The sequence below is a fragment of the Streptomyces sp. TG1A-8 genome (genome assembly GCF_030499535.1).
Lineage (GTDB): Bacteria > Actinomycetota > Actinomycetes > Streptomycetales > Streptomycetaceae > Streptomyces.
Window position 1 is genome coordinate 351,983 of sequence record NZ_JASTLB010000001.1, and the last position, 24,195, is coordinate 376,177.

At 73.8% G+C, this 24,195-nt stretch carries 21 protein-coding genes and 4 pseudogenes; 7 read left to right on the plus strand and 18 right to left on the minus strand.

What is annotated here, in order from left to right:
* Positions 1 to 378 precede the first annotated feature (378 nt).
* The 5 genes from QQY24_RS01560 to QQY24_RS01580 all read right to left on the minus strand — a co-directional run bounded on the left by QQY24_RS01560 (position 379) and on the right by QQY24_RS01580 (position 4,329).
* On the minus strand, positions 379 to 813 hold the full coding sequence (locus tag QQY24_RS01560) for a septal ring lytic transglycosylase RlpA family protein (protein ID WP_301970828.1): 435 nt from the start codon (positions 811 to 813) through the stop codon (positions 379 to 381).
* 120 nt (positions 814 to 933) lie between these two features.
* Positions 934 to 1,761, minus strand: coding sequence for a glycoside hydrolase family protein (locus QQY24_RS01565; protein ID WP_301970829.1), 828 nt, complete (start codon positions 1,759 to 1,761; stop codon positions 934 to 936).
* A gap of 11 nt (positions 1,762 to 1,772) precedes the next feature.
* Positions 1,773 to 2,573 (minus strand): thaumatin family protein, encoded by an 801-nt coding sequence (locus tag QQY24_RS01570; protein ID WP_301970830.1) that lies wholly within the window; start codon positions 2,571 to 2,573, stop codon positions 1,773 to 1,775.
* Positions 2,574 to 3,009: 436 nt separating this feature from the next.
* Positions 3,010 to 3,432 (minus strand): hypothetical protein, encoded by a 423-nt coding sequence (locus tag QQY24_RS01575; RefSeq protein WP_301970831.1) that lies wholly within the window; start codon positions 3,430 to 3,432, stop codon positions 3,010 to 3,012.
* Positions 3,433 to 3,585: 153 nt separating this feature from the next.
* Entirely contained in the window at positions 3,586 to 4,329 is a 744-nt protein-coding gene (locus QQY24_RS01580; protein ID WP_301970832.1) for an SDR family oxidoreductase, read from the minus strand.
* A 104-nt stretch (positions 4,330 to 4,433) separates the two neighbouring features.
* Between QQY24_RS01580 and QQY24_RS01585 the strand changes: the two genes are divergently transcribed.
* The gene (locus QQY24_RS01585) at positions 4,434 to 5,282 is read left to right on the plus strand and encodes a LysR family transcriptional regulator (RefSeq protein WP_301970833.1); all 849 of its coding nucleotides are present in this window, start codon (positions 4,434 to 4,436) and stop codon (positions 5,280 to 5,282) included.
* A 165-nt stretch (positions 5,283 to 5,447) separates the two neighbouring features.
* Here QQY24_RS01585 and QQY24_RS01590 read toward each other — a convergent pair.
* Positions 5,448 to 5,693, minus strand: a pseudogene (locus QQY24_RS01590) (thioesterase family protein); the annotation flags it as partial.
* Between the two features lie 13 nt (positions 5,694 to 5,706).
* Positions 5,707 to 5,922 carry a hypothetical protein gene (locus QQY24_RS01595; protein ID WP_301970834.1) on the minus strand — a complete coding sequence of 72 codons (216 nt, stop codon included), beginning with the start codon at positions 5,920 to 5,922 and terminating at the stop codon, positions 5,707 to 5,709.
* 379 nt (positions 5,923 to 6,301) lie between these two features.
* Here QQY24_RS01595 and QQY24_RS01600 point away from each other — a divergent pair, with 379 nt between their 5' ends.
* Both QQY24_RS01600 and QQY24_RS01605 read left to right on the plus strand, forming a co-directional pair.
* The gene (locus QQY24_RS01600) at positions 6,302 to 7,180 is read left to right on the plus strand and encodes an NAD(P)-dependent oxidoreductase (RefSeq protein WP_301970835.1); all 879 of its coding nucleotides are present in this window, start codon (positions 6,302 to 6,304) and stop codon (positions 7,178 to 7,180) included.
* A gap of 312 nt (positions 7,181 to 7,492) precedes the next feature.
* A complete protein-coding gene (locus QQY24_RS01605) occupies positions 7,493 to 8,296 on the plus strand; it encodes a hypothetical protein (RefSeq protein WP_301970836.1) in 804 nt (267 codons plus the stop codon).
* 277 nt (positions 8,297 to 8,573) lie between these two features.
* Here QQY24_RS01605 and QQY24_RS01610 read toward each other — a convergent pair whose 3' ends face one another.
* Entirely contained in the window at positions 8,574 to 9,446 is an 873-nt protein-coding gene (locus QQY24_RS01610) for a LysR substrate-binding domain-containing protein (protein ID WP_301970837.1), read from the minus strand.
* A 94-nt stretch (positions 9,447 to 9,540) separates the two neighbouring features.
* On the opposite strand from QQY24_RS01610, the gene QQY24_RS01615 reads away from it, so the two are divergent.
* Entirely contained in the window at positions 9,541 to 9,924 is a 384-nt protein-coding gene (locus QQY24_RS01615) for a nuclear transport factor 2 family protein (RefSeq protein ID WP_301970838.1), read from the plus strand.
* 364 nt (positions 9,925 to 10,288) lie between these two features.
* Here the strand turns inward: QQY24_RS01615 and QQY24_RS01620 are convergent, their stop codons facing one another.
* Complete coding sequence (locus QQY24_RS01620; protein WP_301970839.1) at positions 10,289 to 11,428, minus strand: ricin-type beta-trefoil lectin domain protein; 1,140 nt, start codon at positions 11,426 to 11,428, stop codon at positions 10,289 to 10,291.
* A gap of 174 nt (positions 11,429 to 11,602) precedes the next feature.
* Positions 11,603 to 13,120, minus strand: coding sequence for a hypothetical protein (locus QQY24_RS01625; protein WP_301970840.1), 1,518 nt, complete (start codon positions 13,118 to 13,120; stop codon positions 11,603 to 11,605).
* Positions 13,121 to 13,693: 573 nt separating this feature from the next.
* Between QQY24_RS01625 and QQY24_RS01630 the strand changes: the two genes are divergently transcribed.
* Positions 13,694 to 13,939, plus strand: a complete 246-nt coding sequence (locus QQY24_RS01630; protein WP_301970841.1) for a DUF5133 domain-containing protein — start codon at positions 13,694 to 13,696, stop codon at positions 13,937 to 13,939.
* A 665-nt stretch (positions 13,940 to 14,604) separates the two neighbouring features.
* On the opposite strand, the pseudogene QQY24_RS01635 reads toward QQY24_RS01630, so the two are convergent.
* From QQY24_RS01635 to QQY24_RS01650, 4 genes and pseudogenes are all read right to left on the minus strand, one after another.
* Positions 14,605 to 15,159 (minus strand): annotated as a pseudogene (locus QQY24_RS01635) (helix-turn-helix domain-containing protein); the annotation flags it as partial.
* Positions 15,160 to 15,439: 280 nt separating this feature from the next.
* Positions 15,440 to 16,609 carry an anhydro-N-acetylmuramic acid kinase gene (locus tag QQY24_RS01640; RefSeq protein ID WP_301970842.1) on the minus strand — a complete coding sequence of 390 codons (1,170 nt, stop codon included), beginning with the start codon at positions 16,607 to 16,609 and terminating at the stop codon, positions 15,440 to 15,442.
* A 194-nt stretch (positions 16,610 to 16,803) separates the two neighbouring features.
* Positions 16,804 to 18,375, minus strand: coding sequence for a sodium:solute symporter (locus QQY24_RS01645; protein WP_301970843.1), 1,572 nt, complete (start codon positions 18,373 to 18,375; stop codon positions 16,804 to 16,806).
* 8 nt (positions 18,376 to 18,383) lie between these two features.
* The gene (locus tag QQY24_RS01650; protein WP_301970844.1) at positions 18,384 to 19,385 is read right to left on the minus strand and encodes a BadF/BadG/BcrA/BcrD ATPase family protein; all 1,002 of its coding nucleotides are present in this window, start codon (positions 19,383 to 19,385) and stop codon (positions 18,384 to 18,386) included.
* Positions 19,386 to 19,591: 206 nt separating this feature from the next.
* Here QQY24_RS01650 and QQY24_RS01655 point away from each other — a divergent pair, with 206 nt between their 5' ends.
* Positions 19,592 to 20,539 (plus strand): MurR/RpiR family transcriptional regulator, encoded by a 948-nt coding sequence (locus QQY24_RS01655; protein ID WP_301970845.1) that lies wholly within the window; start codon positions 19,592 to 19,594, stop codon positions 20,537 to 20,539.
* Between the two features lie 575 nt (positions 20,540 to 21,114).
* Here QQY24_RS01655 and QQY24_RS01660 read toward each other — a convergent pair.
* From QQY24_RS01660 to QQY24_RS01675, 4 genes and pseudogenes are all read right to left on the minus strand, one after another.
* Positions 21,115 to 21,270, minus strand: coding sequence for a hypothetical protein (locus tag QQY24_RS01660; RefSeq protein ID WP_301970846.1), 156 nt, complete (start codon positions 21,268 to 21,270; stop codon positions 21,115 to 21,117).
* A 393-nt stretch (positions 21,271 to 21,663) separates the two neighbouring features.
* Positions 21,664 to 22,527: a lamin tail domain-containing protein gene (locus tag QQY24_RS01665; RefSeq protein ID WP_301970847.1), complete on the minus strand. Its 864-nt coding sequence runs from the start codon at positions 22,525 to 22,527 to the stop codon at positions 21,664 to 21,666.
* 20 nt (positions 22,528 to 22,547) lie between these two features.
* Complete coding sequence (locus QQY24_RS01670) at positions 22,548 to 23,162, minus strand: hypothetical protein (protein WP_301970848.1); 615 nt, start codon at positions 23,160 to 23,162, stop codon at positions 22,548 to 22,550.
* A 504-nt stretch (positions 23,163 to 23,666) separates the two neighbouring features.
* Positions 23,667 to 23,786, minus strand: a pseudogene (locus QQY24_RS01675) (AraC family transcriptional regulator); the annotation flags it as partial.
* Between the two features lie 2 nt (positions 23,787 to 23,788).
* Here QQY24_RS01675 and QQY24_RS01680 point away from each other — a divergent pair.
* A pseudogene (locus QQY24_RS01680) lies at positions 23,789 to 24,093 on the plus strand (MFS transporter); the annotation flags it as partial.
* Positions 24,094 to 24,195: the final 102 nt, after the last annotated feature.

Genomic DNA, 24,195 nt, shown 5'->3' on the forward strand with positions numbered 1-24,195 from the left:
TCCTTCACGCCGTTACCGGGGTGAACGCAGACGATCGCCGCGTGCTTGCGGCTCCCGTCGAAGCCGGGCCGAACCGCCGTCGCGCGGGCGTCCGCCGCCACTTCCCCGGCCGGGTTCCCGGACAGCTCGGTCCGGGAACCGCGGCACGACACCTGCTGAGGCCGGAAGGGGCCGCCCGGCCGCCCGGGGCGATCGCTCGAACTCCGGTGGGACCGCTCACGCCACGCCGAGCGGTCCCACCGCGTCGGGGCGCGCGCCGGCACCTCGGCGCGGGCGTGGCGGATCCGGCCGTGCCGGCGCCGCCCACGACGGACCCGGCCCCTTCCACCACACCGCACACGGTCCCGGTCCGTCGTCCGGCCCCTGTTCCGGGCGGGTTCAGCCGAGGACTTCCTGGGTGACGACGATGTGGCCGGCGTCGGGGTCGAGGCTGCCGCCGAGCCGGCTGAAGGCGCCGTCGGTCAGGTCCAGGCACTTGGGTTCCTGCGGGGTCTGCTGGAAGGTGCCGCGGTCGTTGATGCGGACGACCAGGGAGGCGCCGTTGGCCACGTTCACGACCCGTACGAGGGTCCCGAACGGCAGCTGCGGCGAGCGGGTCAGGGAGGTGGCCGCGGTGTCGGCGTTGTTGTCGAACACCTCGCCGCTGGCGGTCAGCGCACCGGCCGGCTGGGGGCCGTAGTGGGTCGCCCAGCAGGTCTCGGCGGCCCGGACCGCCGAGCCGGTCCCGGCCGCGGTGGCGGGCGCGGCGGAGACCAGCGCGCACACGGCGGCGACCGCGGCGGCCGACCGCAGCGGCAGGGGGTCACGGAGCATGGGGGGTTCCTTTCTCGGGGCGGCGTGGTGCCGTGCGGTGCAGGCGCGTCGGGAAGGCGGTGGCGGCCGTCGGCCGGCGTTGCGGTGAACGGCCGCCACCGGGTGGGGCGGCGACGGCGGTCAGCCGACCGCGCGGTAGGCGGCGCCCACCTCGTTCGCGGCCGAGCCGTCGTACAGGCCCGTGCCGTCGCCGCGGCTGGTGGACAGCGTGAACCACGCGTAGCGCTCGACGAACGACAGCTGCCCGAGCATGGCGGTGGACTGCCGGACGAACTCCGCCTGCTGGGCCCGGCTCGGGTAGCGCGGGGTGCCGGAGGAGAAGTCGGTCAGGGCGTACTCGGTGAGCCAGATCGGCTTGTGGTAGCGGTCGTACACCGCCTGCAGGTACGACCGCAGCTGGCCGGTGGCGCGGGCCGGGTCGAAGTCGGCGCCGTACCAGTGCAGCGGGATGAAGTCCACCCGGTAGCCGCGGGCGGAGGCGCCCTGCATGAAGCGGTCGAGCCAGCCGCCGGGGGTGTCCCCGCCGTAGGCGACCGCGGGGGCACCGAGCCGCAGGCCGGTGGACTGCAGCCGGGGCCACAGGGTGAGGGCCTGCTCCACGGTCATGGCGGCCTGTCCCTGCATGTCGGGCTCGTTGAAGCCGAGCAGGGTGGTGCCCTGCTGCCGGGCCCGGTCGAGTTCCGCGTCGGTCACGGAGCCGGCGCCCCAGATCATGGGGACGAACTCCACGCCGGGCGGGGCGGTGATCTGTTGCGGGTCCGCCGCCCAGGTGTAGAACCAGCCGGAGCCCGAGTCCCGCAGCGCGTCGGTGACGCCGGCGAAGTTCCAGGCGCTGACGCCCTTCTTCTTGACCGCGTCCGCGGCGTCGGTGTCGGCGCCGGCCGTGCCGGAGGTGGCGAGGACGGCCAGCAGCGCCAGCAGTACGGTGAGGATGCGTGTCCTGCGCACGGTCGCCCCCCTCACGCGCCGGTGTGGAACTCGACGGTGAAGCCGGTGCACGAACTGCACTGTTGCATCACCTGGTTGCCGGGTTCCTGGTCCTGCCGCGACCAGCCGTAGGCCCGCGGGCAGTGCGAGGCGATCATGTTGCTGTAGGAGGTCTTGGCATCCCGGTTGGGGTTGGTGCACAGCATCGGCGTGCCGTCGGGCCACCGGGTGAGGTCTTCGGCCGGACACAGCGGCAGCAGGTTGTCCGAGCAGCCCATCGTGGCGCAACCGCCGCCACCGGGGCGCGCGTTGACCGGGGTGATGGTGACGGGCACCGAGAAGGCGTTGACGTAGCTGACGTCGTACCAGGGGGCCAGGCCATCGGCGGTGTCGAAATTGAACTCCGCGAGGCTGACCGGCTGTTCGCCCGTCTCACAGTGGTCGGCGTACTTGCCGCAGTCGCCGAGCCGGCAGTGGAAGGTACTGCCCGGGGAGCCGCTGCAGTCCGTGCGGGCGAAGAACTTGCCGCGCCAGTGCCCGGGATCGGCCGTCTCGGGGATGGTGATGGTGGCCGACTGGTTCGGCTGCAGCACCGGCAGCCCGGTGAGCTGCTTCGAGCCGTCGGCGTTGACGGTGCTGCCGATCCACACCGTGCGCCCGGTGTGGTTGACGAACGTGACCGTGTGGGCGGTCACGGCGGCCGCGGCCGGCGCCACCGAGCGGGCCGCCGGGGCGGTGGCCGCGCCGGTGCCGGCCGATGCGCCGGCGTGCGGTGCCACCGCCACCAGGACGGCTGCGGCCGTCGCGGCGAGGGTGGCCGGGGTCTTGCGCACGGCTCCTCCGTGGAAAGCGTGTGAGGTGGGGGGTGGGGTCGGCGGGGCGGGCGGCCGGGGTGCCGGGGTGCCGGACATCGTTGTCGCTCACATATTGGTCAAGTCCATGACAAATCAAACCCTTGGCCGGTCCTGGGCCGACGGCCACATATGACAGCGACGACCGCCCCTGCCTGTCAATGGTGTGCGCCACGCACCGAACACTTCCGGACATACGCCGACCGGCGGGGCACGGCCTGCCCGGGACGCTCCGCGGACCTCGGTGAGCACGCCATGACGTGCCTCCGCCCGGGCACGCGGCGCCCCCGCGGGACCACTGCCCGACGCCTCGTCCGTGCGGCCGGAACGGCTGTGCCACGTGCCCCGGTGACCCCGCTGGACTCCGTGGTCGGGACCGTGGGACGGGAGCGGCCGCTGCCGCCGGGCGTTGCGCGGCTCAGGGGGAGCACTGCAGCGTGCGGGCGCCCTCCCTCATCCGGTCGCCGTCGTCGGCCCGCTGTCCTTCGAGGCCGGTCCGGCCGGTGCCCAGCACCTGGTCCACACCCGGCCCCGGCCAGTCGGCCGGCACGTCCTCACCGCACGGCCGAGCGGATACCGGCGGCACCGGCACGTGCCCAACGTCCGGGGCCGGTGCCGGATCGGCGGAAGCAGCGGCCCTCGTCCAGGCCGGCCACCGGCCGAGCTGCTCCGGCTGCCGTCCGCGCGGGCCCCGGGTGCGCGTGCTGGACGCCCGTACGTCGAGGCCGTGGAGGTGACCGGGCCGGCCGAAGCGCGCCACCACGTCCTGCTCCGGGGCGACGGACACCACCGGCGGCCCGAGGCCGCGCCCGGTCGCCCCGGCGGTCGCCCGGGCCGCCACGCCCTCCTCCGCGATCCGGAGCGGGCGGGCCCGACCACCTCGTGCCCCGCCGCCGGTGGCTCGGGCACGACGCCCGAGCCGATCCGGCCGGACCCGCCGGTCACGAAGACGCGCACGCGCCACCTCCCCGGGGTGCCGTGGACCGCACGCCCGTCACCAGGGCACCTCGCCCTCGTCGTCGAAGAAGCGGCCCGTCGGCCCGTCGGCCGGCACGGTCGCCAGCCGGATCGCGGAGGCCGCGCCCTGCCGGGGGGTGCGCACTCCCCGGAAGCCGTTGAGGTCGGTCGCGGTGAAGCCGGGGCAGACGGCGTTGACCAGGATGTTCGTGCCGGCCAGTTCCTTGGCGTACTGCACGGTGACGGCGTTGAGGAACGTCTTCGACGGCGCGTAGGCGACGGAGATCGGACCCGTCTCCGCGCCGGGCGTGGTCTGGAGGGTGAGGGAGCCGACGCTGCTGGAGACGTTCACGATCCGCGGCGACGGCGAACGGCGCAGCAGCGGCAGCAGGGCGTTGGTGACGCGGATGACGCCGATCACGTTGGTCTCCACGGCCACCCGTACCCGGTTCACGTCGACCGTGGTGGGCTCCTGCGGTCCGCCGCCGGTGATGCCCGCGTTGTTGACGAGCGCGTCGAGCCGCCCGGCCCGCTCCTCGACCAGCCGGGCCGCCGCGTTCACGCTCGCGTCGTCGGTCACGTCCAGCGGCACGCCGAACGCGTCGGCCCCGGCCGCGCGCAGCTTCTCCACAGCGGCCTCGCGCCGCTCCTCGTTCCGCGCGCCGACCCCGACGGACCAGCCGAGGGCGCCGAGCCCGGCGGCGATCTCGTACCCGATGCCCTTGTTGGCCCCGGTCACCAGTGCGATCCTGTGGTGGTTCCCGATGTTCGTCTCATTCATGGCACCGATACTTCTCCCCCGCCCGGCGGGGCGTCCAAGACCGATCGGGTGGACGGCGATACCGCCCGGGTATCGCTCGTGGACGGCCCGGTTACGCTGGCGGGGTGGAGACACGTGAGCTGCGGTACTTCGTCGCGGTCGCCGAAGAGCTGCACTTCGGCCGGGCCGCGCAGCGGCTCGGGATCGCCCAGCCCCCGCTGTCGCGGGCGATCGGCAGGCTGGAACGGCGTCTGGGAGCCACCCTTCTGGAACGTGGCAGCCGGGGCGTCGCCCTGACCGGGGCCGGGTCGGTGCTGCTGCGGGAGGCGCGGGCAGCCCTGGACAGCGTCGAGGCCGCCGAGCGGCGCACCCGCCGGGCCGCCCTCGCCTCGGCCGGCCGCCCCGCCGTGGTCCTCGCCGCGAAGGCGGGCGCCTCCGGCGAACTGCTGGCGAAACTGCTCGACGCCTACGCCGCCGAGCCCGGCGCCGTCGCCGTGGACGTCGTGCTGTGCGGGCCGGGCGAGCAGGCACAGGTGCTGCGCGACGGACGGGCCGACGTGGCCCTGCTGCACCGGCCGTTCGACGACACGGCCGGCTTCGACGCCGAGGACCTGCACACCGAGGGCCAGGTCGCGATCCTCCCGGCGGGCCACCCCCTCGGCGTCCGCCCCCACCTGCGGCTCGCCGAGGTCACCGGCCTTCCCGACCTGCCCCTGCCCCGCTGGCCGCGTCCCGACGGCACCTTCCCGGACGGGCCCGGCCCGCAGGTGCGCGACCACACGCAGCTCACCCAGCTCATCGCCCTCGGCCGCGCCTGCGCGGTCGTCCCGGAGTCGGGCCGCACCGGCCTGCGCGAAGACCTCACCGCCGTACCGGTCCTGGACGCCCCCCGCGTCACCACGGTCATCGCCTGGCCCCCGCACAGCCGCTCGACGGCGGTCGCGGGACTGGTCCGCGCCGCCACCGGTCTGTGACCGGCGGCGGTGAACGCCGGGTCCGACGGGAGCGGGCACCCGGCCACGGTCCGCTCGGCGGCCGCGGCGAGCGCGGTCGAGGGGAAACGTGCGCGGTCGGACCGCGGCCGGAGGGGCCGTGGCCCGCTGCCCGGCAGATCCTCACCGTCCGGCCCCGGCCGGCCGGGGCCGGAGGGTCCCCACCTGGATCCCGCACTCGTCGAGGGCGAGGCGTCCGAGGATGTCGAAGCTGGTGCGGGACACGACCAGGCCGCCGTCCGCCCGCCCGGCCAGGTGGCGGTCGATGGCGTGGACGATCAGGCCGTCCAACGGGCTGAAGTGCTGCTCGTCGGGGTCCCACGCTCCGCTCGCACGGGGCGTGGGTCTGTAGCGGTGTTCGTCGACGGCCTCGAAGTAGCTGCCGGTGCTCAACAGGGTGCCCCCCTCAGTGGGCGGAGGCGGTACCGGCCGGGATCACGCGGACGAGGGAGCCGAGCAGGGCTCCGGCTGTCGTGCTGCCGGTCCGGTACAGGTGCGTGAACAGGTGCAGCCAGAGGATGCCCCGGCCCGGCCAGGAGCGGGAGTGCTGGGCGGCGGTCGGGGCGTACGCCCCGGCCGTGAGCGCGAAGGCGCTGTGCGTCCTGCCGGTTCGGTGGCCCACCCGCCGTCCAGCGGCTGACGCCCCACCGCACCACGAAGAGGACCGAGGCGAGCAGCCGAACGCCGGCCTGCTGCGCACCGGCACCGCCCCGCCGGTTCGAAGCCCCCCCACCGGGTCGAAGCCCCCATCGGGTCGAAGCCCTCGCGGAACGGTCCGGCCCGACAGGCCCGGCCCCGGCGGCGGTTTGCGTGCCGCGAGCACTCGTCCCCCGGAGCGCTCCGCGAGTCCGCGGGAACCGAAGACCCACCAGCGGGAGCCCGAGGGTCCGATGCCTCTGTTTGCGGGAACGGACCCGTGGGTCCGTGGTGAACGGCCTGGGTCGCTTCGCCGTGATCTAGGCTGGGCTCGCACCACCGGCCCCCCTGGAATCGGAGTTCCCATGCGTGTCTTCGTCGCCGGCGCCACCGGCGCCGTCGGCAGTCTGCTCGTCCCGATGCTGCTCGCGGCCGGGCACGAGGTCACCGGGACCTCACGGACCCCGGCCGGGACCGAGCGGATCCGGGGCCTCGGAGCGACCGGAGTCCAGGTGGACGCGTTCGACGCGGAGGAGCTGAAGCGCGCGGTCTGCACGGCGGCGCCGGAGGCGGTGATCCACCAGCTCACCGACCTCTCCGGCGCGGACGGGGCCGCCAACGGCCGGATCCGCCGCGAGGGCACCCGCAACCTGGTGGAGGCCGCGAAGGCTGCCGGGGTCGGCCGGATCGTCGCGCAGTCGATTTCCTGGGCGTACACGCCGGGCGACGCCCCGGCCGATGAGGTGGTACCGCTCGACAGCACATCCGCTCAGCCCCGAGCCCGGACGGTGGCCGGTGTCAGGGCCCTGGAGGAGACGGCGGCGGAGCTGGGGACAGCGGTCCTGCTGCGCTACGGCCTGCTGTACGGACCCGGCACCTGGTACGCACCGGGCGGCGCTTTCGCGGCGTCCCTGGCCGGCGACCGGACGGCACGGTTCCTGGGGAGCACCGTGGTAAACGACGCGGTGAGCTCCTTCGTCCATGTCGCCGACGCGGCGGGCGCGGCGCTGGCCGCGCTCGAGTGGCCGGGCGGACCGGTCAACATCGTGGACGACGAGCCCGCCCCGGCCCACGAGTGGCTCCCGGTCCTGGCCGGGGCCCTCGGTGTGCCCGCGCCCGATCCGGTGGCGGGCCGCCAGGGGTGGGAGCGCGGTGCTCTCAACACACTTGCCCGCAACCGGGGTTGGCAGCCCGAATGGCCGACCTGGCGGACGGGTTTCGTCGCCCGGCGCGACGTCCTGTGAGTTCTTCGCAGCCGTGTCCCTTCGGCCGGAGCGCAGGTCGGTCCGGCGGAACGGGGACGCTTCGGGAAGTGCCCGGGCACGTCACGAGCCGGCCGGGCACGTCGGCGCGGGAGAAGCCCCGGACCGGGGACCGCGGACCCCGGCAGGGGGCTCGGGGGCTCACGGCAGGTCGCGCACCGGCGGCCACCGGGCGGGCTCGGGACCGGGCGTCGGACGGCCCGCGGGAGTGGTGATCGTGCGGTACGACAACTGCCGCCACGCCCCAGTGAGTAGCATCCGGCAGCAACACCCGGATACGAGGAGCGTGCCACCGTGGCCGAAGAGCCCGAGAAGACCACCATCCAGAACGTGTACGCACAGCGATACGCCGCCGACCTCGCGGCCAACCGCACGGAGCAGGGCGAGCTCATCGAGCGCCTCGAGCAACTGAAGGCGGACGAGGCGTGGTTGGAGCGGGCGCTGGCCAACGTGCCCGGGGCGGTCACGAGCCCTTCCGGCGCCGGGCCCGCCGCCGGGCCGGACGAGGAACCGACGGCACCCGGGAAGGGCCGGCGCAAGGGCTCGGCTCCGGCCGGGGCCGGTAGGCCCGCGCCCGTTCCGCAACCGCGGCAGGACGGCCAGGGCGAGGCGGCGCCGTCGGAGCCCGTCGCCGAGAAGGCGGTTGCCTCCAAGGGCAAGGCACCGGTGGAGAGGACCACCGTGAAGAAGACGGCGGCGAGGAGGAGGAGCACCGCGAAGAAAGCCCCGGCGAAGAAGGCTCCGGCGAAGAAGACCTCGGCCGCGGACGCCCCGGCGGGCAGGACGGCGGACAAGGCGCCGGAGCCGCCGCTGCACGAGCTCGTTCTGGGCATCCTCCTCAAGGCGCCCGGCGAGCCGCACATGACGCGTGAGGTGCGTACTCGGCTCGAGCAGGACCATCCCGGGCGGACGACGACCATGCAGACGGTCCGCAACACCTTGGAGGCCCTGGCCAAGAAGGGCCGTATCGACAAGTCCAACCAGCAGGGCTCGGTGATGTACACCGCGTTCGCCGGCGCGGACGCCGCCCCCGGTGCGGGCAACGAGGCCGGGCCGGCTCCCGCGGGGACGGACGAGGAGGGCCCGGCGGAGGGCTAGCCAGGCCGTTTCCTTCGGATCACTTCGCTGACCGGACGGGGACGGCGGCGGGGCGGATGGCGGCGGTCCTGCCGTGGCGGGTGGCCGGGCCGCACCACTGCTTGGGTCCGCCGCTGCGGCACCCGAGGCCGTCGCGCCGCTTGTACGCCTCCCGGCGGGGGACCGGGGGGCCGCGACGCGGGGACCCGGGTCCGTGGTCCGGAGGACGTGCCGGTGAACCCACTGCCTGTTCGTCGCATCCGGCGGCGAGCCCGGGATCCGTGTGCCGCGCTCCGCTTCAGGATCGCGGTGCCCGTGGGTGGTGGCCGAGGAAGGCGCGGACCGGTCCGGACAGTTCGTCGGGCCTGCTGATGGTCACGACGTCGACGCCGGTGGCCGTGGTGTGCAGGGGCCGGTAGGCGATGTCCGGCAGCGCGATGCGTTTCGTCACGGTGGGCACGACGGCCACACCCGCTCCGGCCGCGGCGAGGGCGAGTACGCCGAGCGTGCCGCTCACCAGGCGGATGCGTGCCCGGTGCCCGCCGGGGGCCGTCCGGAACCGGACGAGGACGGTCTCCTCGTCCTCGTCGGCGGCGAACACCATGAGGTCCTCGTCCGCCAGATCGGCATCTGTCACCGACACGGCGGCGGCCAGTTCGTGGTCGCGCCGGACGGCGATCGACAACGACGTCTCCGCACGGCGGGTCACGACGAGGTCGTGCGCGTCGTCGAGGCCGAAGCCGGGGCTGTAGCCGACGTCGAGCGTGCCGTCGCGGACCCCCTGGACCTGCGCGGCGGGGGGAAGCTCGGTCAGGGCGAGTTCCACCCGGGGGTGTGCCCGGTGGAAGCGGCGCAGGTCCGCGGTGAGGACGCCCTCCAGCACGGCGACACCGGAGAACCCGATGCGCACCGCTCCGATCTCGCCGCCGATGGACTGCCGGGCGACGCTCAGCGCCCGGTCGGCCTGCGCCAGGGCACGACGCGCCTCGACCAGCAGCAGCTTCCCCGCCTCGGTGAGTTCGACACGGCGGCTCGTCCGGACGAACACGGGACCGCCGACCCCTCGCTCGAGCCCTTGCACCTGAGTGCTCAGCGTCGACTGCGTCACGTGCAGCCGGGTCGCCGCACGCCCGAAGCGGCGCTCCTCCGCGACCGCCACGAAGTAGCGCAAGTGACGCAGTTCCCTCCTGCTCCCATCGCTGAAAACGATTGCTGCGTCGTATCAATCGACTGGCACGATCGAGTCGGCGAGCGGACACCGGGGCATGACAGCAACGCCGCGGGACCGTCGGGACATCGCCGACCTCATGACCGGATGGGTCCGCCGCGACCTCGGTGAATGGGGCCGGCTCCGTGAGCTGTTCCATCCGGACGGGCGGATCGAGATCACCTGGTTCGAGGGACCGGCCGCCGGCTTCGTCGACGCGTCCACGCGCGCGGGCGCCTCCGACTTCCGCACCAAGCACCTGATCACGGCACCTGTGGTGCCGGGCCCGCGTCCACCGGATCATCACCGACCTCGCCGTCCCGGACGTCACCGAGCACGGACTGGTCCTGGTCGAAACCGCCCCGGCACCGCCGCCCAGGACGTGGTCACCGCCACGGCGGCCCCGCTCCGCATCCCGGAACCGGCCGGCCCGCCCGGATGAGGTCTTCCGCCGGCCCGGTGATCCCGGACAGCCACCGGGCCGGCGGAACCGGGCAAGCCGCCCGCCCCTCGGCTCCGCCCCGGCCGCGCCCTGTCCGGGGTTGCCCTGCCTCGCGGCCGGGGCGGATCCTCCCCCTTTCGCCGTCCCACCGCCGTACGACCGGCATCCCGGACACCGCCAGGAGGCTCGTCTCCCCCGTCCCCGAAGAGGTCCTGGTCCCCAGCAGTTGGACTCTCTCTCCTCCCCCTCCCCGGGCACACCGGACGCTGTCGCGCACCCCGGCGTACGGTCACCGGCCGGACGGGATCCGGTGTGGCGTTCCGCCCGGCCGGCAGGTGCCGGGCGGTGCGGCTCCCACGGACTTTCAGGCGCCGGGTGCCGACCACTTCTGGTTCGCCCCGCCGTTGCAGTCCCAGATCACCGGTTGCGTGCCGTCGGTGATGGAGGACGCCGGGTCGTCGAGGCAGCGGCCGGAAGCGGGATTGCGGTAGCCGCCGTTGTACGACTGCCACTGCTGGTTGCCGCTGCCGTTGCAGTCCCAGACGCCGACCTTGTTGCCGTTCGCGGTGCCGGCGCCGACCACGTCCAGGCACTTGCCGAGCGCACGCAGCGTGCCGTCGGAGGACGCGGTCCACGCTTGCGCGCCGGTGTTGTTGCAGGACCAGACCTGCGCGGCGGTGCCGTTGGCGGTGTTGCCGCCGGTGACGTCGAGGCACTTGCCGGCGATGCCCGAGCGCACGGCGCCGACGCCGCCGGTGGCGACGGGCGTCTTGATCCAGCCGGCGGCGTCGGCGGCCTGGACGCCGGCGTTGAAGGCGTCGGCCATCTTCCGGTAGCCACTGTCGTTGGGGTGCAGCGCGTCGGCCAGGTCGGCGGTGGTCAGCGCGCTCATGTCGACCAGCCGGACGTGCTTGCCGGCCGCCTGCTCGGTCTGGACGATGCCGGGGATCGCCCTGTTGAACGCGGGCCGGTTGGGTTCCTCGGTGGAGTTCGTCGACACGATGAGCGTGCCGACCAGCACGGTGGCGTCGGGTGCGTCGGCGGTGATCTGGTCGATCAGCGCGTGCAGCCGGTCGGTGGCGGTGGGCACCTGGTAGTTCTGGTTGAGGTCGTTGGTGCCGATCTCCAGGGTGACGACGTTGGGCCGGTACTGGGCCAGCACGGAGTCGGCGATGCCGGCGATCTGGTCGATCCGCCAGCCGGAGTGGCCCTCGTTGTCCGGGTCGGACATGGTGCCGTTGCGCTGGGTGCCGACGAAGTCGAGCGCGTGGCCCTCGGAGGACAGCCTGTTCCACAGGTCGCCCCGGTAGCCGTTGCCCGTGCTGCTGCCGATGCCCCAGGTGATCGAGTCGCCCAGCGGCATCACCCGTAAAGAGGCGGGTGTGGCCGCGGCCTGGCGCTGGTCGGCGGTGGCCGGGCCGGTGGCGGCGGCCGCGGGCGGGGCGACGCCCACGCTGAGCGCGGCCGCCACCACGGCCGCGAATCCTGCCGTGTGATACCTCATGCTTTTTTCCTTTGCTGTGTGGGGGATGTGCGAGGCTCTGCGCTCGGCCGCCTGGGGCCGTCCTGCGGACCGGGGGGTGCCTGCGCGCGCGTCCGCGCCGGCACACGTCCGGCCCGGGCCCGCCGGCCGGCAGCGGTTGCCGGGGGCGCTCCCCGGGGACCGGGGGCACCCGGCTCACGATGCGGAGGGGACGTTCCACCTCTGGTTGGCACCGCCGTTGCAGTCCCAGATGTCGAGGGCGGCGCCGGCGGCGGTGGGGTCGGTGTAGTCGTCGAGGCACTTGGCGGTGTTCAGGGCGGGGGTGACCTGCCCGGTCGCAACACCGCCCGCGCTTCCCGGACCCGCGGTGATGGACAGGTTGTCGAACTGGTCGGTGCGGTAGCCCTGGATGCCGGGACCGGCCTGCCCGGGCTGGAAGGAGGTGTCGGTGACCGAGCCGATCTGTCTGCCGCCGGTCCTGGCGCTGATCGTGGAGTCCTGGAAGGTGAGGGCGAGGTCGTGCCACTCACCGGTGCCCGGGGTGTGGTTGGAGCCGTCGGTGTGCGTCTTCTCGATCCACCACCGCCCGGTGTCACGGATCCGGAAGTAGTGGGCGTTCACGTGCGACCGCGGGCGCAGTTGGGTGTTGGCCCTGCCGAGCAACTCGGTCGTGCCTGCGCTGCGCAGCAGGACGTCGGAGCTGACGGTGTAGTTCGACCAGCCGGTGTCACCGATCAGTGCGTAGGAGTCGGAGTCGTCCTGCCACTCGATCGGTTTGACCGGTGCCACCTGCTGGACGCACCGCCCGGGACGACCGGTGCGGGGTTGGACCTCGGAGGATCCCTGCATGTCGGACAGGTACGTCGCCTCGGTGCCGTCGGCGTCGGCCTCGAAGTCGTCGCTGCGGGGCGGACCGAGGGAGTGGGCGGCGGACGCGGTCGCGGTGCCCTTGCCCTGGCCGGTGGTGGTTTCCAGGATCGTGGAGTAGTCGGAGCCGGTGTTCGACCTGATGGTGACGTAGCTGCCGTGGGACTCCGAGCCACCCAGGCGGCCGGCGGCGGAGTCGATGAACTTCCAGCCGGGCCGGGTGAACGGGGTGACCTGCGCGGTGGCCCAGGTGCTGCTCCCGATGGCGTGATGACCCGACCGGGGGGAGCCGGCGGTGGCCAGGCCGACCGTGCTGAAGGGCACATTCGGATGGACCGCGGCGAGCAGCGGCCGGTTGAAGTAGCCGGTCATCCTCGCGTCGATGTAACCGCGGGTGATCGCCCAGATCAGCGCGGGGGCGCCGGTGTTCATGTCCTGGGAGCCGTTCTCGCTGTCCCGCAGGGGCTTGCCGAGGTCCCTGCCGGTCTGGGTGCTCTGGCAGGAGCGCGCGTCGCCGTCGTCGCCGCCGTCGCAGGAGTAGTGGACACCGATGGTCGACGCCGCGTCGTTGAACGCCGGGTTGTTCGCCATGTCGTCCGCGCCGCTCCAGCCCGAGTCGTTGCCGACGAGCTGCGCACTCGAGCAGCCGGCGCTGTTCAGCGCCGAGCGCAGCCGGACGTACCAGTCGGCGTCGTGACCGCGTTCGTTCCAGCCGCCGAGGTACCCGCTGTTCAGGCCGTGCCGTTCGACGCAACCCAGCCAGGAGATCAGGCGATCGATGATGGCGGTCGGCGCCGGACCGGCGACGGCCGCGAGCAGTGCGGCGAGCAGCGCCAGTACCCACACGGGAGTGGGTCTCGCTAATCGGGGCACGGACCCGCCCTTCGACGTGGGGAGTTGACAGGGAGCGCGCACCCGGCCGGAAGGCGCGCCGAGCACCGCCGAGATGATGGCGCACAGCGTGCGTTCGCGTTTCTTTCGAGGTCAACCCTCACGGCGAGGAAACAATTTCACACATACTGTGACCTGGACCGCGCCACAGACCGCGGTTCCGCGGGTGGTCGACCGGTGAAGTGCGGCCGTCCCGTCGACGCCTGCCGTCCGGTGTTCGCGCACGGCGTGTTCCCGGACGGTCCTTCGCGCGGCGGTCCGACGAGCGCCCGAACCGGTGGGGCGGGGGGTGGGCACTTCGGGGCCGGTGGGCCCCCTGCTCGGCGCTGATCGGCGGGGCGGGAAGCGGTGAGCGGCGTCGTCGGCGAAGTGCGGCGGCAAAAGTGCATACGTTGATCGATCGGGGGCAGACGCCCCACCGGAGGGGGAGCGTCCGCCCCCTTCCACCTGTGTGCCACCTGGCGGGTGCCCGCTCAGGGACGTCGCAGGCCCGGCGAGAAAACGGGCCTTTGGAGAAAGGTTGTCGCTGTGCTTCTGCCTGCGGAGAAGGAACTGCGCGCGGTGCTGGCCCGCTTCGCCGAAGTTCGCTTCCGCCATGACCTGCAGCCCACCGGCCGTTCGAGCAGGGAGCTGGAGGACATCTCCTACACGCTGTGCGTCATGACCGGCACCCAGTCGGTGGACCAGGCCCTCGCCGCTGCCGACGCCCTCCTGGAGCAACTGCGGGCGGACCGCCGCACGGTCACCGAAGTGCCGCAGATCCTGGCCGCCTGACCCGCGCGGCGAGCGGGCGCCGTGCCGACCGGGCGCGAGGGACCTGCCTGGCACTACCCGGCGGAGCTTCGAGCAGGCACCGGTGGTCCAGTCCGGGGCCCCGGCCCCGTCCGTCCTCAGCAAGTCGGCCCGCCCGCCGCGGACCGGTCCGCGCGCTCGTACCCGCCCGCCGGGAACCGCACCTCCCAGCAGCGCCCTCCTGGGCGCACCGGAGAACCCCCGCACGCCCGCCTCGACGTCGGCGGGACGCGGTACGACCCCGCTCCTGCCGTTCGCCGTCGTGTGGAACGGCTTCAGGCCCGGCGTCTTCCCCGCCTCGGCCCGGGGACCACGGACGCCGGAAGGGCCGACGCTCCCCGCTCGCCGTTTGGCGGTTCCCCGGCCCGATCCGGGCCACCCGCCGACGACGCCGTCCCTCCCCCGTCCGGTGGGAAGGGCGGCGTCGTCGTGCGTGAGCCGCGGATGGAGGCGGTCGGGCGGGAGCCCGGTGAAGCGCGGGGCGTACCTGGTGAGACACCGTTCCGTCCGGGCGGGGACGGTTTCCGGACCGGGTGCGGTCGTCGCGCAAGGGGCCGGGGCCGGTCCCCCTCGTGCGCACGGCGCACCGGCGCGCGGGCAGGTGTTCCCGGATCCGCGGCCCGGCAGACCGGCCGCGCGCGGGCGGCTCACAAGTGGGGTGTCGTCCGGGCGGGACGCCGTGCCGGACCGTGGCGCGTGTCCGCAGCGCCGGGCGGCGGGCCGGCGGCGATCGCCCCGTCCGTGGCGAAGCGCGCGCGGTAGGCGGACGGGCTGAGCCCGGTGTGGCGCTTCATCAGCGCGCGCAGGTTCGCGGTGCTGCCCGGGCCCGTCCGGTGCGCGACCAGTTCCAGGTTGACCGTGCCCTGCTCGATCAGTCTGCGCGCCAGCTCGACGCGCTCGGCGGTCAGCCACTTCAGCGAGGTGGCGCCCAGCTCGGTGCGGAACCTCCGGTGCAGCGTGGTCACGCTCAGGTGGGCGTGCCGGGCGAGCGCTTCGACCGGCAGCGGCTGGTCCGGACGCCGCTGTGCCCAGGCGAGGGTCGGCGCCAGCGGTTCCTCGGACCACTGCGGCACCGGGCGCTCGACGAACTGTCTCCGGCCGCCCTCACGGAACGCCGCGAACACCGGTTGCCTGCTGACCTGGTTGGCCACCGCGGCCCCGTAGTCGCGCCGGACGATGTACAGGCTCAGGTCGAGTCTGGCGCGGCGCAAGGAGCGGACCGTGTCTTTCGTTCGGAACGCAATGTCTTGGGGCCGCACGCACCTCGCGCCGCCAGGCGTCGTACACCAATGACTCCTGCCGGTTCTGCAGCAGGTGCAGGCTCAACGCCGCGTCCCACAGCGGGTCCGTTCCGCAGGCCACACGTAACCGGGCCAACGTCCCTTCGCCGAAGTCCGCTTGCAGCACCGTGCACGTGCCCCCTGAAAGGGCCGCGACCGTCGCGGGACCGGTGGCTCACTGTGGTGACCCCGGGGCGGCAGGTCAGCGGGTGATCCGCAGCAGGCGCGGCGGCCGTGCGGCGGGGGCGGGCAGGCGCAGCGGTGACGGGCCCGGGGTGATGCTGCCGAGGAGTGCCGCCCGGCGGGCGCCGGTGCCCGAGGGCAGGGTGCCCGGCAGACCGTGCACCGTGAGGAACCCCAGGACGGCGAAGGCCAGGGCCTCCTTGGCGTCGGAGGGCAGGCCCAGGTCGTCGCTGGGGCGCAGCGGGACGCCGGGCAGTTCCTCGGCGAGCATGCGCATCAGCACCGGGTTGCGGACGCCGCCGCCGGAGACGACGAGCTCGGTGACCCCGTGGGCGCGGCAGGCGTCGGCCGCGGTGACGGCGGTCAGCCGGGTCAGGGTGGCCAGTACGTCGTCGGGAGCGGGCGTGGACACCTCGTCGAGCGCCCGGCGGAGGTAGGGCAGGTGGAAGTGCTCCTTGCCCGTGCTCTTCGGAGCCGGTCGGCGGTAGTAGGGGTCGTCCAGGAGCACGCGCAGCAGCTCGGGGCTGGTGCGGCCGGCGGCGGCCCGGCGTCCGTCCTCGTCGTAGGTGCGGGCGCCGTCGGTGAAGTGCCGTACGGCCGCGTCCAGCAGGGCGTTGGCGGGGCCGGTGTCGAAGGCCAGCGGCTCGGCGCCGGGGGCGAGGACGGTGACGTTGGCGATGCCGCCGAGGTTCAGCGCCGCGGGTGTGCCGGGCAGGCCGCGCAGCAGCAGGGCGTCGGTCATGCCGACCAGCGGGGCTCCCTGCCCGCCCGCCGCCACGTCCCCGCTGCGCAGGTCGGACACGACCGGCAGTCCGGTGGCCTCGGCGATCCAGGCGGGCCGGCCGAGCTGGAGCGTGCCGCGGACGATGCCGTCCTCCGACCAGTGGTACATGGTCTGGCCGTGCGAGACGACGAGGTCGGCGGTGCCGTCGCACAGTTCGCGCAGGGCACGCTCCGCGGCGCCCGCGAAGGCCTGGCCGATGCCGGTGTCCAGGGCGCAGACGGCCTGCATGGTGGTGGCGGCCGGCGGCAGGGTGGCGGCGATCAGGTCCCCCAAGGTGCCCGGGTAGGGGACGCAGAGGTGCCCGAGGGGCCTCAGGAGCAGGGTGGTGCCGTCCAGGGTCAGGTCCGCGGCGGCCGCCTCGATGGCGTCGTACGAGGTGCCCGACATCAGGCCGATCACGCGCACGGTGCCTCCCGGCACCCGGTCCGCCGCGTGGGCGGGGCCGGCTGCGACTGTCGCATGGCTTCTCCGACGGGTCCGCCGGACGGGACGGGTGCGGCCCGGACGGGGCACCGGTGCCGGGCGGGGCGGGTGCGGGACCGCCGCGGCGGTCCCGCGCCCGCCGCGGCGGTCCCGCGCCCGCCGGGGCGGTCGTGCTGTCAGTCCTGGTCGGCGGCCGCCGCGACGCGGTCGGGACCGGGGCCCGGTTCACCGCCGACCGCGGGGGCCTTGGCGGTGACGGGGGCGCGGTGGGACAGGCTCGTCAGGCCGCCGACGGCCAGGGTGATCACCACGCCGATCGGTACGAGCCACTGGGCGGCGATCGCCGTGGGCACGGTGGCGCCGGCCACGGTGACGTCGATCTTGACGCTGCGCACGATGTACGTCATCACGCCGACCGTCACGAGGAACGCCACGACGGAGTCGATCTCGTTGGCGCGCCGGACGGTCCGGCCGAGCAGGAACGCGCCGAGCAGCGCGCCGTAGGTGTAGCCCGCGATGGTCAGACCGGTGAGGTAGACGTTGCCGGTACTGGTGCTGAAGGCGCAGGCGAACACCGCCATCAGCACGGCCCAGACCAGCGTCATCACCCGGGCGAGCCGGAGCAGGAACTCCTCGGAGGGCGTGCTGCGGAAGAAGCTGTGGATGATGTCGGCGACCGTCGAGTTCGACATGGAGTTCAGCGCCGAGGACAGCGAGCCCATCGCGGCGCCGAGGATGCCGGCCACGAGCAGGCCGGAGACCACCACGGGCAGGCCGTGCAGGATGAAGTTCGGGTAGAGGTTGTCGGAGCTGGCCAGCCCCAGGTCCTTGAAGCCCTTGCCCCCGTTGTAGGACCACAGCAGGGCGCCGACGAGGGAGAAGGCGGCGAACTGGAAGGTGACGAAGACACCGGAGGCGATCATGGCCTTCTGGCCGTCGCGCAGCGAGCGGGTGGCGAGGATGCGCTGGACGATCAGCTGGTCGGAGCCGTGGCTCGCCATGGCGAAGATGGCGCCGCCGATGATCGCGGTGGGCAGGGCGAAGGGGCTGGTCAGGATGTGCGCCGGGGCGAAGTCGGTGTCGAAGAGCTTGAACCGGCCCGCGTGCAGGGCGCGCGAGAAGCCGTCGCCGCCGACGTGGCCGGACAGCACGGCGATGGCGAGGACCGCGCCGCCCAGGTACAGGCCCATCTGGATCGCGTCCGTCCAGATGACCGCCTTGATGCCGCCGAGGTAGGTGTAGACGACGGTGATGACGGTGAGCACGATGATGATGGCGCGGTAGCTCGCGTGCACACCGAACTCGTCGAGCAGCAGCTTGATCGGGATGGCGGAGGCGAAGAGCCGGACCCCCTCGGCGAGGAGCCGGGTGAAGACGAAGGTCACCGAGGCGAGCCCCTGCAGCTTCAGCCCGAATCTGTCCCCCAGGTACTGGTAGGCGCTGACGAAGCCGCCGCGTTTGTAGAGCGGGATCAGCACGGTGGCCACGACGACGCGGCCGATCACGTAACCGAGGGCCAGCTCCACGTTGCCGAAGCCCTGCCCGCTGTAGGCGCCGCCGGGCACGCTGATGACGGTGAGCACGCTGGTCTCGGTGGCCACCACGGAGAAGGAGACGGTCCACCACGGCATGTGGCCTTCGCCGACGAAGTAGTCCTTGGCGGTCCTCTGCCGTCCGGCCAGCCGCAGTCCGATCGCGGCGATCGCCACCAGATAGACGACGACCACCACGAGGTCGAGTTGGCGCACGCTCACTCCTAAACAGCGGCCGGCGGGGTGGCCGGCGGGGCGGGGACGGTGTGCAGGGGCGTCGTCCGCCGTACGCGGACGACATGGGCTTCGTGCGGTGCCGACGCGTCCAGCGCCAGCAGGCGTGCGCCGTCCAGCGGATCCCCGAGCGGGGGCCGCAGGTGCAGGGGGCGCGGGGAGCCGGTGAGCAGCGACCGCAGCGGGCCGAGGAGCGGTTCGCCCAGTTTGGTGAGCCCGCCGGTGACGGTGACCGGGAGGGCGTCGCCGCCGATGCGGCGGGCGGCGGCCAGGACGGCCTCGCCGAGCGCGGTGGCGGCGTCCCGGACGATCGCGGAGGCGGCGGCGTCACCCGCGGCGGCCGCGCGCGCCACGTCCGGGGCGAAGGACGCGGCGGTGCGGGCCGGGTTGCCGTCCCGGCCGACGGCCGAGGGCAGCCGGTCGAGGTCGCCGAAGCGCTCGGCGGCGGCGGCCAGCAGCGCGGTGTCCGGTCCGCGTCCGTCGTGGGCGCGCAGTGCGGCGCGCAGCCCGGCGGCACCGATCCAGGCGCCCCCGCCCTCGTCGCCGAGCCAGGGGCCCCAGCCGTCGACGCGGGCGCAGGACCGGTCGTCCCCGATGCCGACGGCGACGGCGCCGGTGCCGATCGCGAGCACCACGCCGGTCCGGCCGCCGAGGGCGCCCGCATGGGCGGTGACCGCGTCGCTGGTGACGGCCACCTCGTCCACGGGCAGGTCCCCCAGGAGCAGACCGGCCAGGGCGCGTGCGGCCTCCGGCGCTGCGGCGGCCCCCGCGGCGCCCACGCAGAGCGCCGCCGGTCGGAGCGAGGGCTCGCGTGCGAGGAGGGGGAGGACGGCGGCGCGCACGGCGGCGCGGGCCGCCGCCGCTCCGTTGCCGGTGGCGAGCCCGGGCGCTCCGGGCACTTCGTGGACGTCGTGGGCGGGACCGGCGCCGTCGTTCCACAGGACGGCGCGGCAGCCGGTCTTGCCCAGGTCCACCGCCACTGCTGCTGTCATGGGGCATGCCTTCGCGTCCCTGCGGATCCGTCGCGTCGGGCGGTCGCCGGGGAACCGGAGACCGGCGCGGATCACGGTCCAGCGAGTATCGGAAGGCCAACATCTTCATGTCAATAAGTAACCTCACGTAATTCGGTGCGTAAATTTTTGACGCACAGCCGGGGCCTGGTTACCGTGTCGCCCAGCCACCGAGGAGGGAACGGTCCATGTCCCGCCAGGAACCGCCCCGCATACCGTCCCGGCCGGTGGAGGACACCTCCCCCGCCGGGACCTTGGCGCGCATACGCGCGGCACTGCCGTCCCTGGCGCCCTCAGAGCGGCGGGTCGCCGACGCCGTCCTGGCCGACCCGGCGCAGGCGGCGGAGCTGTCCATCAGCGCGCTCGGCCGGCGCGCCGACACCTCGGTGGCCACGGTGATGCGCTTCTGCCGCGCCATAGGGGTCGCCACCTACCCGCAGCTGCGCCTGGCGCTGGCCGTCGCCGCGGCCCGCGAGCACGCCCTTGGCGGTGAGCGTCCGGCGCCGGGCACCGACATCAGCGCCACGGACACCCTCGACGAGATCGTCAGCAAGATCATCTACAACGAGGTGCGCGCCCTGGAGGACTCCGGGGCCGGGCTGGACGTGGAGGTGCTGGGCCGCGCGGTCGACGCCGTGGCGGGGGCCCGGCGGATCGACATCTTCGGCATCGGCGCCAGCGCCTTCGTCGCCCAGGACCTGCACCAGAAACTGCACCGCATCGGCCACATGGCGTTCGTCTGGACCGACCGGCACGCCGCCCTCACCGCCACCGCCCTCCTCGGGCCCGGTGACGTCGCCCTGGCCGTCTCCCACTCCGGGGAGACGGAGGACACCGTCGAGCCCCTCCGGGCCGCCGCCGAGCGGGGCGCCACGGCCATCGCCCTGACCAACGCGCCGCGCTCCGCCCTCGCACGCAGCGCGGACCTGGTGCTGACGACCTGCGCCCGGGAGACTCCCTTCCGCTCCGGCGCGACGGTCAGCCGCATCGCCCAACTGGCCCTGATCGACTGCCTGTTCGTGGGCGTCGCCCAGCGTTCCTACGACGCCACGGCCGCGGCGCTGGAGAAGACCTACGGGGCCGTCCAGCGCCGCGGACGCCCGCAGCCGCAGCGCCGCTCTCCGGCCGGCGACTGACCGCCGGCCCGGGTTCCCCCTCCCCGCGGCACCGCTCCCGGGCGGCACTTGCGAACGGCCGGCTCCTGGGCGGCGGACGACCCTCGGGGGGCGCACCCGCGACGGGCGGGGCGGGGATCGGTCCGGGAGTTGCCGTCGAACGTCACGTCCGCGTCAGCAGGGAGGCGCGGGGGCGGCTGCCCGGGGGCCGCGCCGGGCTTGCCGTGGCGAGTGGTGATGCCGCGCCGCCGTGTCAGCCGGCTGGAGCGCCGTTCCAGCACGCTGCGGTGCTTGTGGATCCTCCGGATCGAAGGCGGGGGGACGGCCCCGCTGCGGCTGCCGCGCTCGGGGCGGTTGCGTACCGGTCGGCCCGCCCGGGGACGCCCCGCCAGACCGTCCCGGTGCGGGACTTCCGCACGGTCCCGTCGAGGACGGTGCGGTCGTCCCACCGCTTCCACCCCGACGGCTCGACCAGCAGCCGCCGGACGAACCACCAGCCGGTGGCCGGTACTTCATGGCGACGTGTCGTCCGGCCGTGGTCCACCACCCGGGACCGTTCGTCGGCGGCCCCCGGCCAACGCAAACCGTTCGGCGGTTCAGCCCCTGGTCAGGGGTCCGGCGGTGGCTTCGGGGTCCGGGTACAGCATGGGGCGCGTCCCCTCGGTGAAGACGGGCACGTACGGCCACACGACGCTCTGCCGGTCCCAGACCGCGGAGGTCACGGCCCACACGACGCCGTTGCGGTCGGTCACGCGCGGGGAGGAAGACGTCCAGCACCCACGGGGTTGTCCGTGCGGCCGGCCCGCCCGTCCGCGGCGGGTCGGCGGTTCGGTAGGGCGGCCGGTCGTAGGCGTCGGCAGCTGTCATGGTGAGTCCCCCGCACCTCGGTCGACAACGGCGCCATGATGGGGTGTCACGACCGGTACCGCGGCTGCTTTTCCGGGCCGTGGGCTCCGCCGCTGCCCTGCGCGGCCGTGACGGGGGCGCAGGGCACGGCCCGGACCCGCGGGCTCCTCCCCCACTCGTGCCGCGGGCGCCGGAGCCGAACTCGCGGACGGACGGCCGGCGGACACGCGGACCGGGCCGGGTGACCGGTGAGGCCGGTTCGACCCTCACCGGTCACCACGGGGCCGGCGGCACCTCCGCTACGGCGTGCCGGTCCTGTTGAAGCCCTTGTCGAGGTAGGGGTACTGGTCCACGACGAAGTCGTCGTGACGCAGGCGGGCGATGCCGCCCTGGTCCCGCCAGACCTCCTGGGAGGAGCCGAAGGAGAATCCGCCGAACTCCCGGTGGGTCTCGTTGGTGTGGACCCGGTAGCGCTGGCCGGGCTGGATGACCGTCCCCGGGGGGAAGGTGAAGGCGTGTCCGGTGGTCTTGCACTCCACGACCCAGCCGGTCAGGTCCTGGGGCGCGCCGCCCTTGTTGAAGATCTCGACGTACTCGTCGGGCTGGCCCTGGCCGGTGCCCAGGTAGCGCAGGTCGGAGATGATCACGTCGGGCTCGTCGGCGGTGAACATGCAGACGACCTCGGCGAAGTTGATCCCGCCCTCGGGGCTGCGGAACTGCCGGACGACCTGGCCGTTGCGCTTGAACCCGCTCAGGACCGCCTTGTACTGCTTGCCGGCGACCGTGACGGGCTGGGGGTGGACGAAGGTCTCCAGGTCGACCAGATCGTCGTCCGCGGGACTGCTGCCGGTGCTGTTGGGCGTCTCGTGGTGATGGAAGCTGAAGTCGAGGCCGGTCGTGCTGCCGTCCTCGAACATGACGTTGACGGTGAGCTTGACGTCGAACTGGCTCGGGCTGACGTTGGTGGGCATGTTGCGGTGCACGAAGGTGCCGACGACGAACTCGGTCCCGTCGAGCTGGACGTCGGCGGCCGCGCCGCGGAACTGGTAGCCGCTCTGGGAACCGCTGCTGCCCCACCTGATGTCCGCGGTGCCCAGCCCGTCGGCCTGGGAGAGGGACGGGTCGGTGGACGGGAAGGCACCGGAGGTGACGACGGTGGTCATGGCGTCTGGTTCCTGCTCTCTCAGTCCTCGTCCTCGATGACCTCGGCCTTGAGCTTGGCCGGGGGCGCGGTGCCGATCCGGGCGACGCCGTCGGTGCGGCGGCCGGGCTCGGCGCCGTCGACGGCTTCGAGGCCGCAGGTGTAGACGATGAGGTCCCTGTCCTCGTCGCTCGTGTTCAGGTGCACGTGGTAGGTGAAGGTCAGCGTGCGGCCGTCCCCGCTGACCTCGGCCCGGACGGGTGGCAGGTTGCCGCCCGTGGTCTGGTCCATGCGTTTGTACTGGGCGCCCACCGTGCCGTTCCAGCGGAATCCGGTGGGGGCGGTGAAGACGTGCTCGCGTTCGCCGGCGTCGACGGTGTCGCTCCAGTCCGGCGTACGGACGCAGATGTTGACGGTGGTGCCGAGGCCGCCCGGGGCGTCCTCCACCCCGCCTTCCTGCCACACCACGAGGTTCAGCTTCTGGGCGCGGGCCTGTTCGTAACCCCAGTCGTAGCCGTTCGCGTAATGGTCCTTCTCACCTCGTGCGCCGTCGCGCGGCGGGTCGGCGTACGGGTGGCCGGCGAGCGCGTCGGCGCGCCCCTGTTCCTCTCCCCGTTTGTAGGCTTCCTTCTTCGCGGACTGCACGTCGGTGGTCATCTCCGGATCCTCCTGGGACTGTGATCGAAGTACGCGATGGAACATGATGAGATTCCGCCAAGAGGTGCGTCCCGGCGCGGAGCACCCCGACCCGCAGGCGGCGGACAGGGCCTGACACCACGCGCCGCGCGGGTGCGCGGCGCACGGGACGCCGCGGGAGCGGCGTCACCGGGACAGGACGCAGGACGCCGCCGGTTTCGGCCGGGGTGTTGCGTACGCGAACAGCGCCACCGGACCGGTCGTCCGCGTTCATGGTTAGCCCGGGCTCAGCGGCGGTATGCCGCTATTACGCCGTTTGTGCATGCGGGATCGATTCTGTGTCACTTGTTCGAGTGGAGCTGGGGCGCGCAGGGGCGCGCGAGCGCGGAGCACAGCGGCCCCGGTGCCCGTGGGAGAGATCCCAACGACGGCTCGGCGAGGAGGAACCGCACGGACGGGCTTCCGGGTGCGGGAGCCGCGGAAGGTGGCAGACGCCGCCCGGGTGCCACCGCGCCGGTACGGCCGCACCGGCGTGTCCTGGGCGGGCAGCACCAGCACGTGGGAGAGCCGGAGTCGCGTGCGCCACTGCGGGAGCGGCATGCCGAGGTCGGCTTTGAACAGCCGTGACAGTGTGCGGTCGCCGGCCCTCGATCGGCCTGTACGTCCCGTTCTCGCTGCAGGTCACGCTCGCCCAGGCCCATCTGCCCACGCGCGTCGGCACAGCCGGCGGGATCGCCCCGGCCTCACGGTCGGCGTCGGCGGTCCGACCGGTCCGGTCATCGGCGGCATCACCGACGCCACGTCGCCGCGCACGGCCCCGACACCCCTGATCGTGATGCCCGCCCTCGGGTGGCTGCTGTTCCGCCCCCCCCCGTTATGTTCTTCGCGGTCCTGCAAGAGGGCCGCTGGCTTCCGGGCCCGGCATGACTGTTCCCCCCTGTCGAACGGATGACCTGGGGGGTGGTGTCACCGGGCCCGAGAGGCGCCGTTGGAGACGCTGATGAGAGGTCCGACTACCGCCTGGCCTGGCGCAATGCCCGGCCGCTTGCAGGCG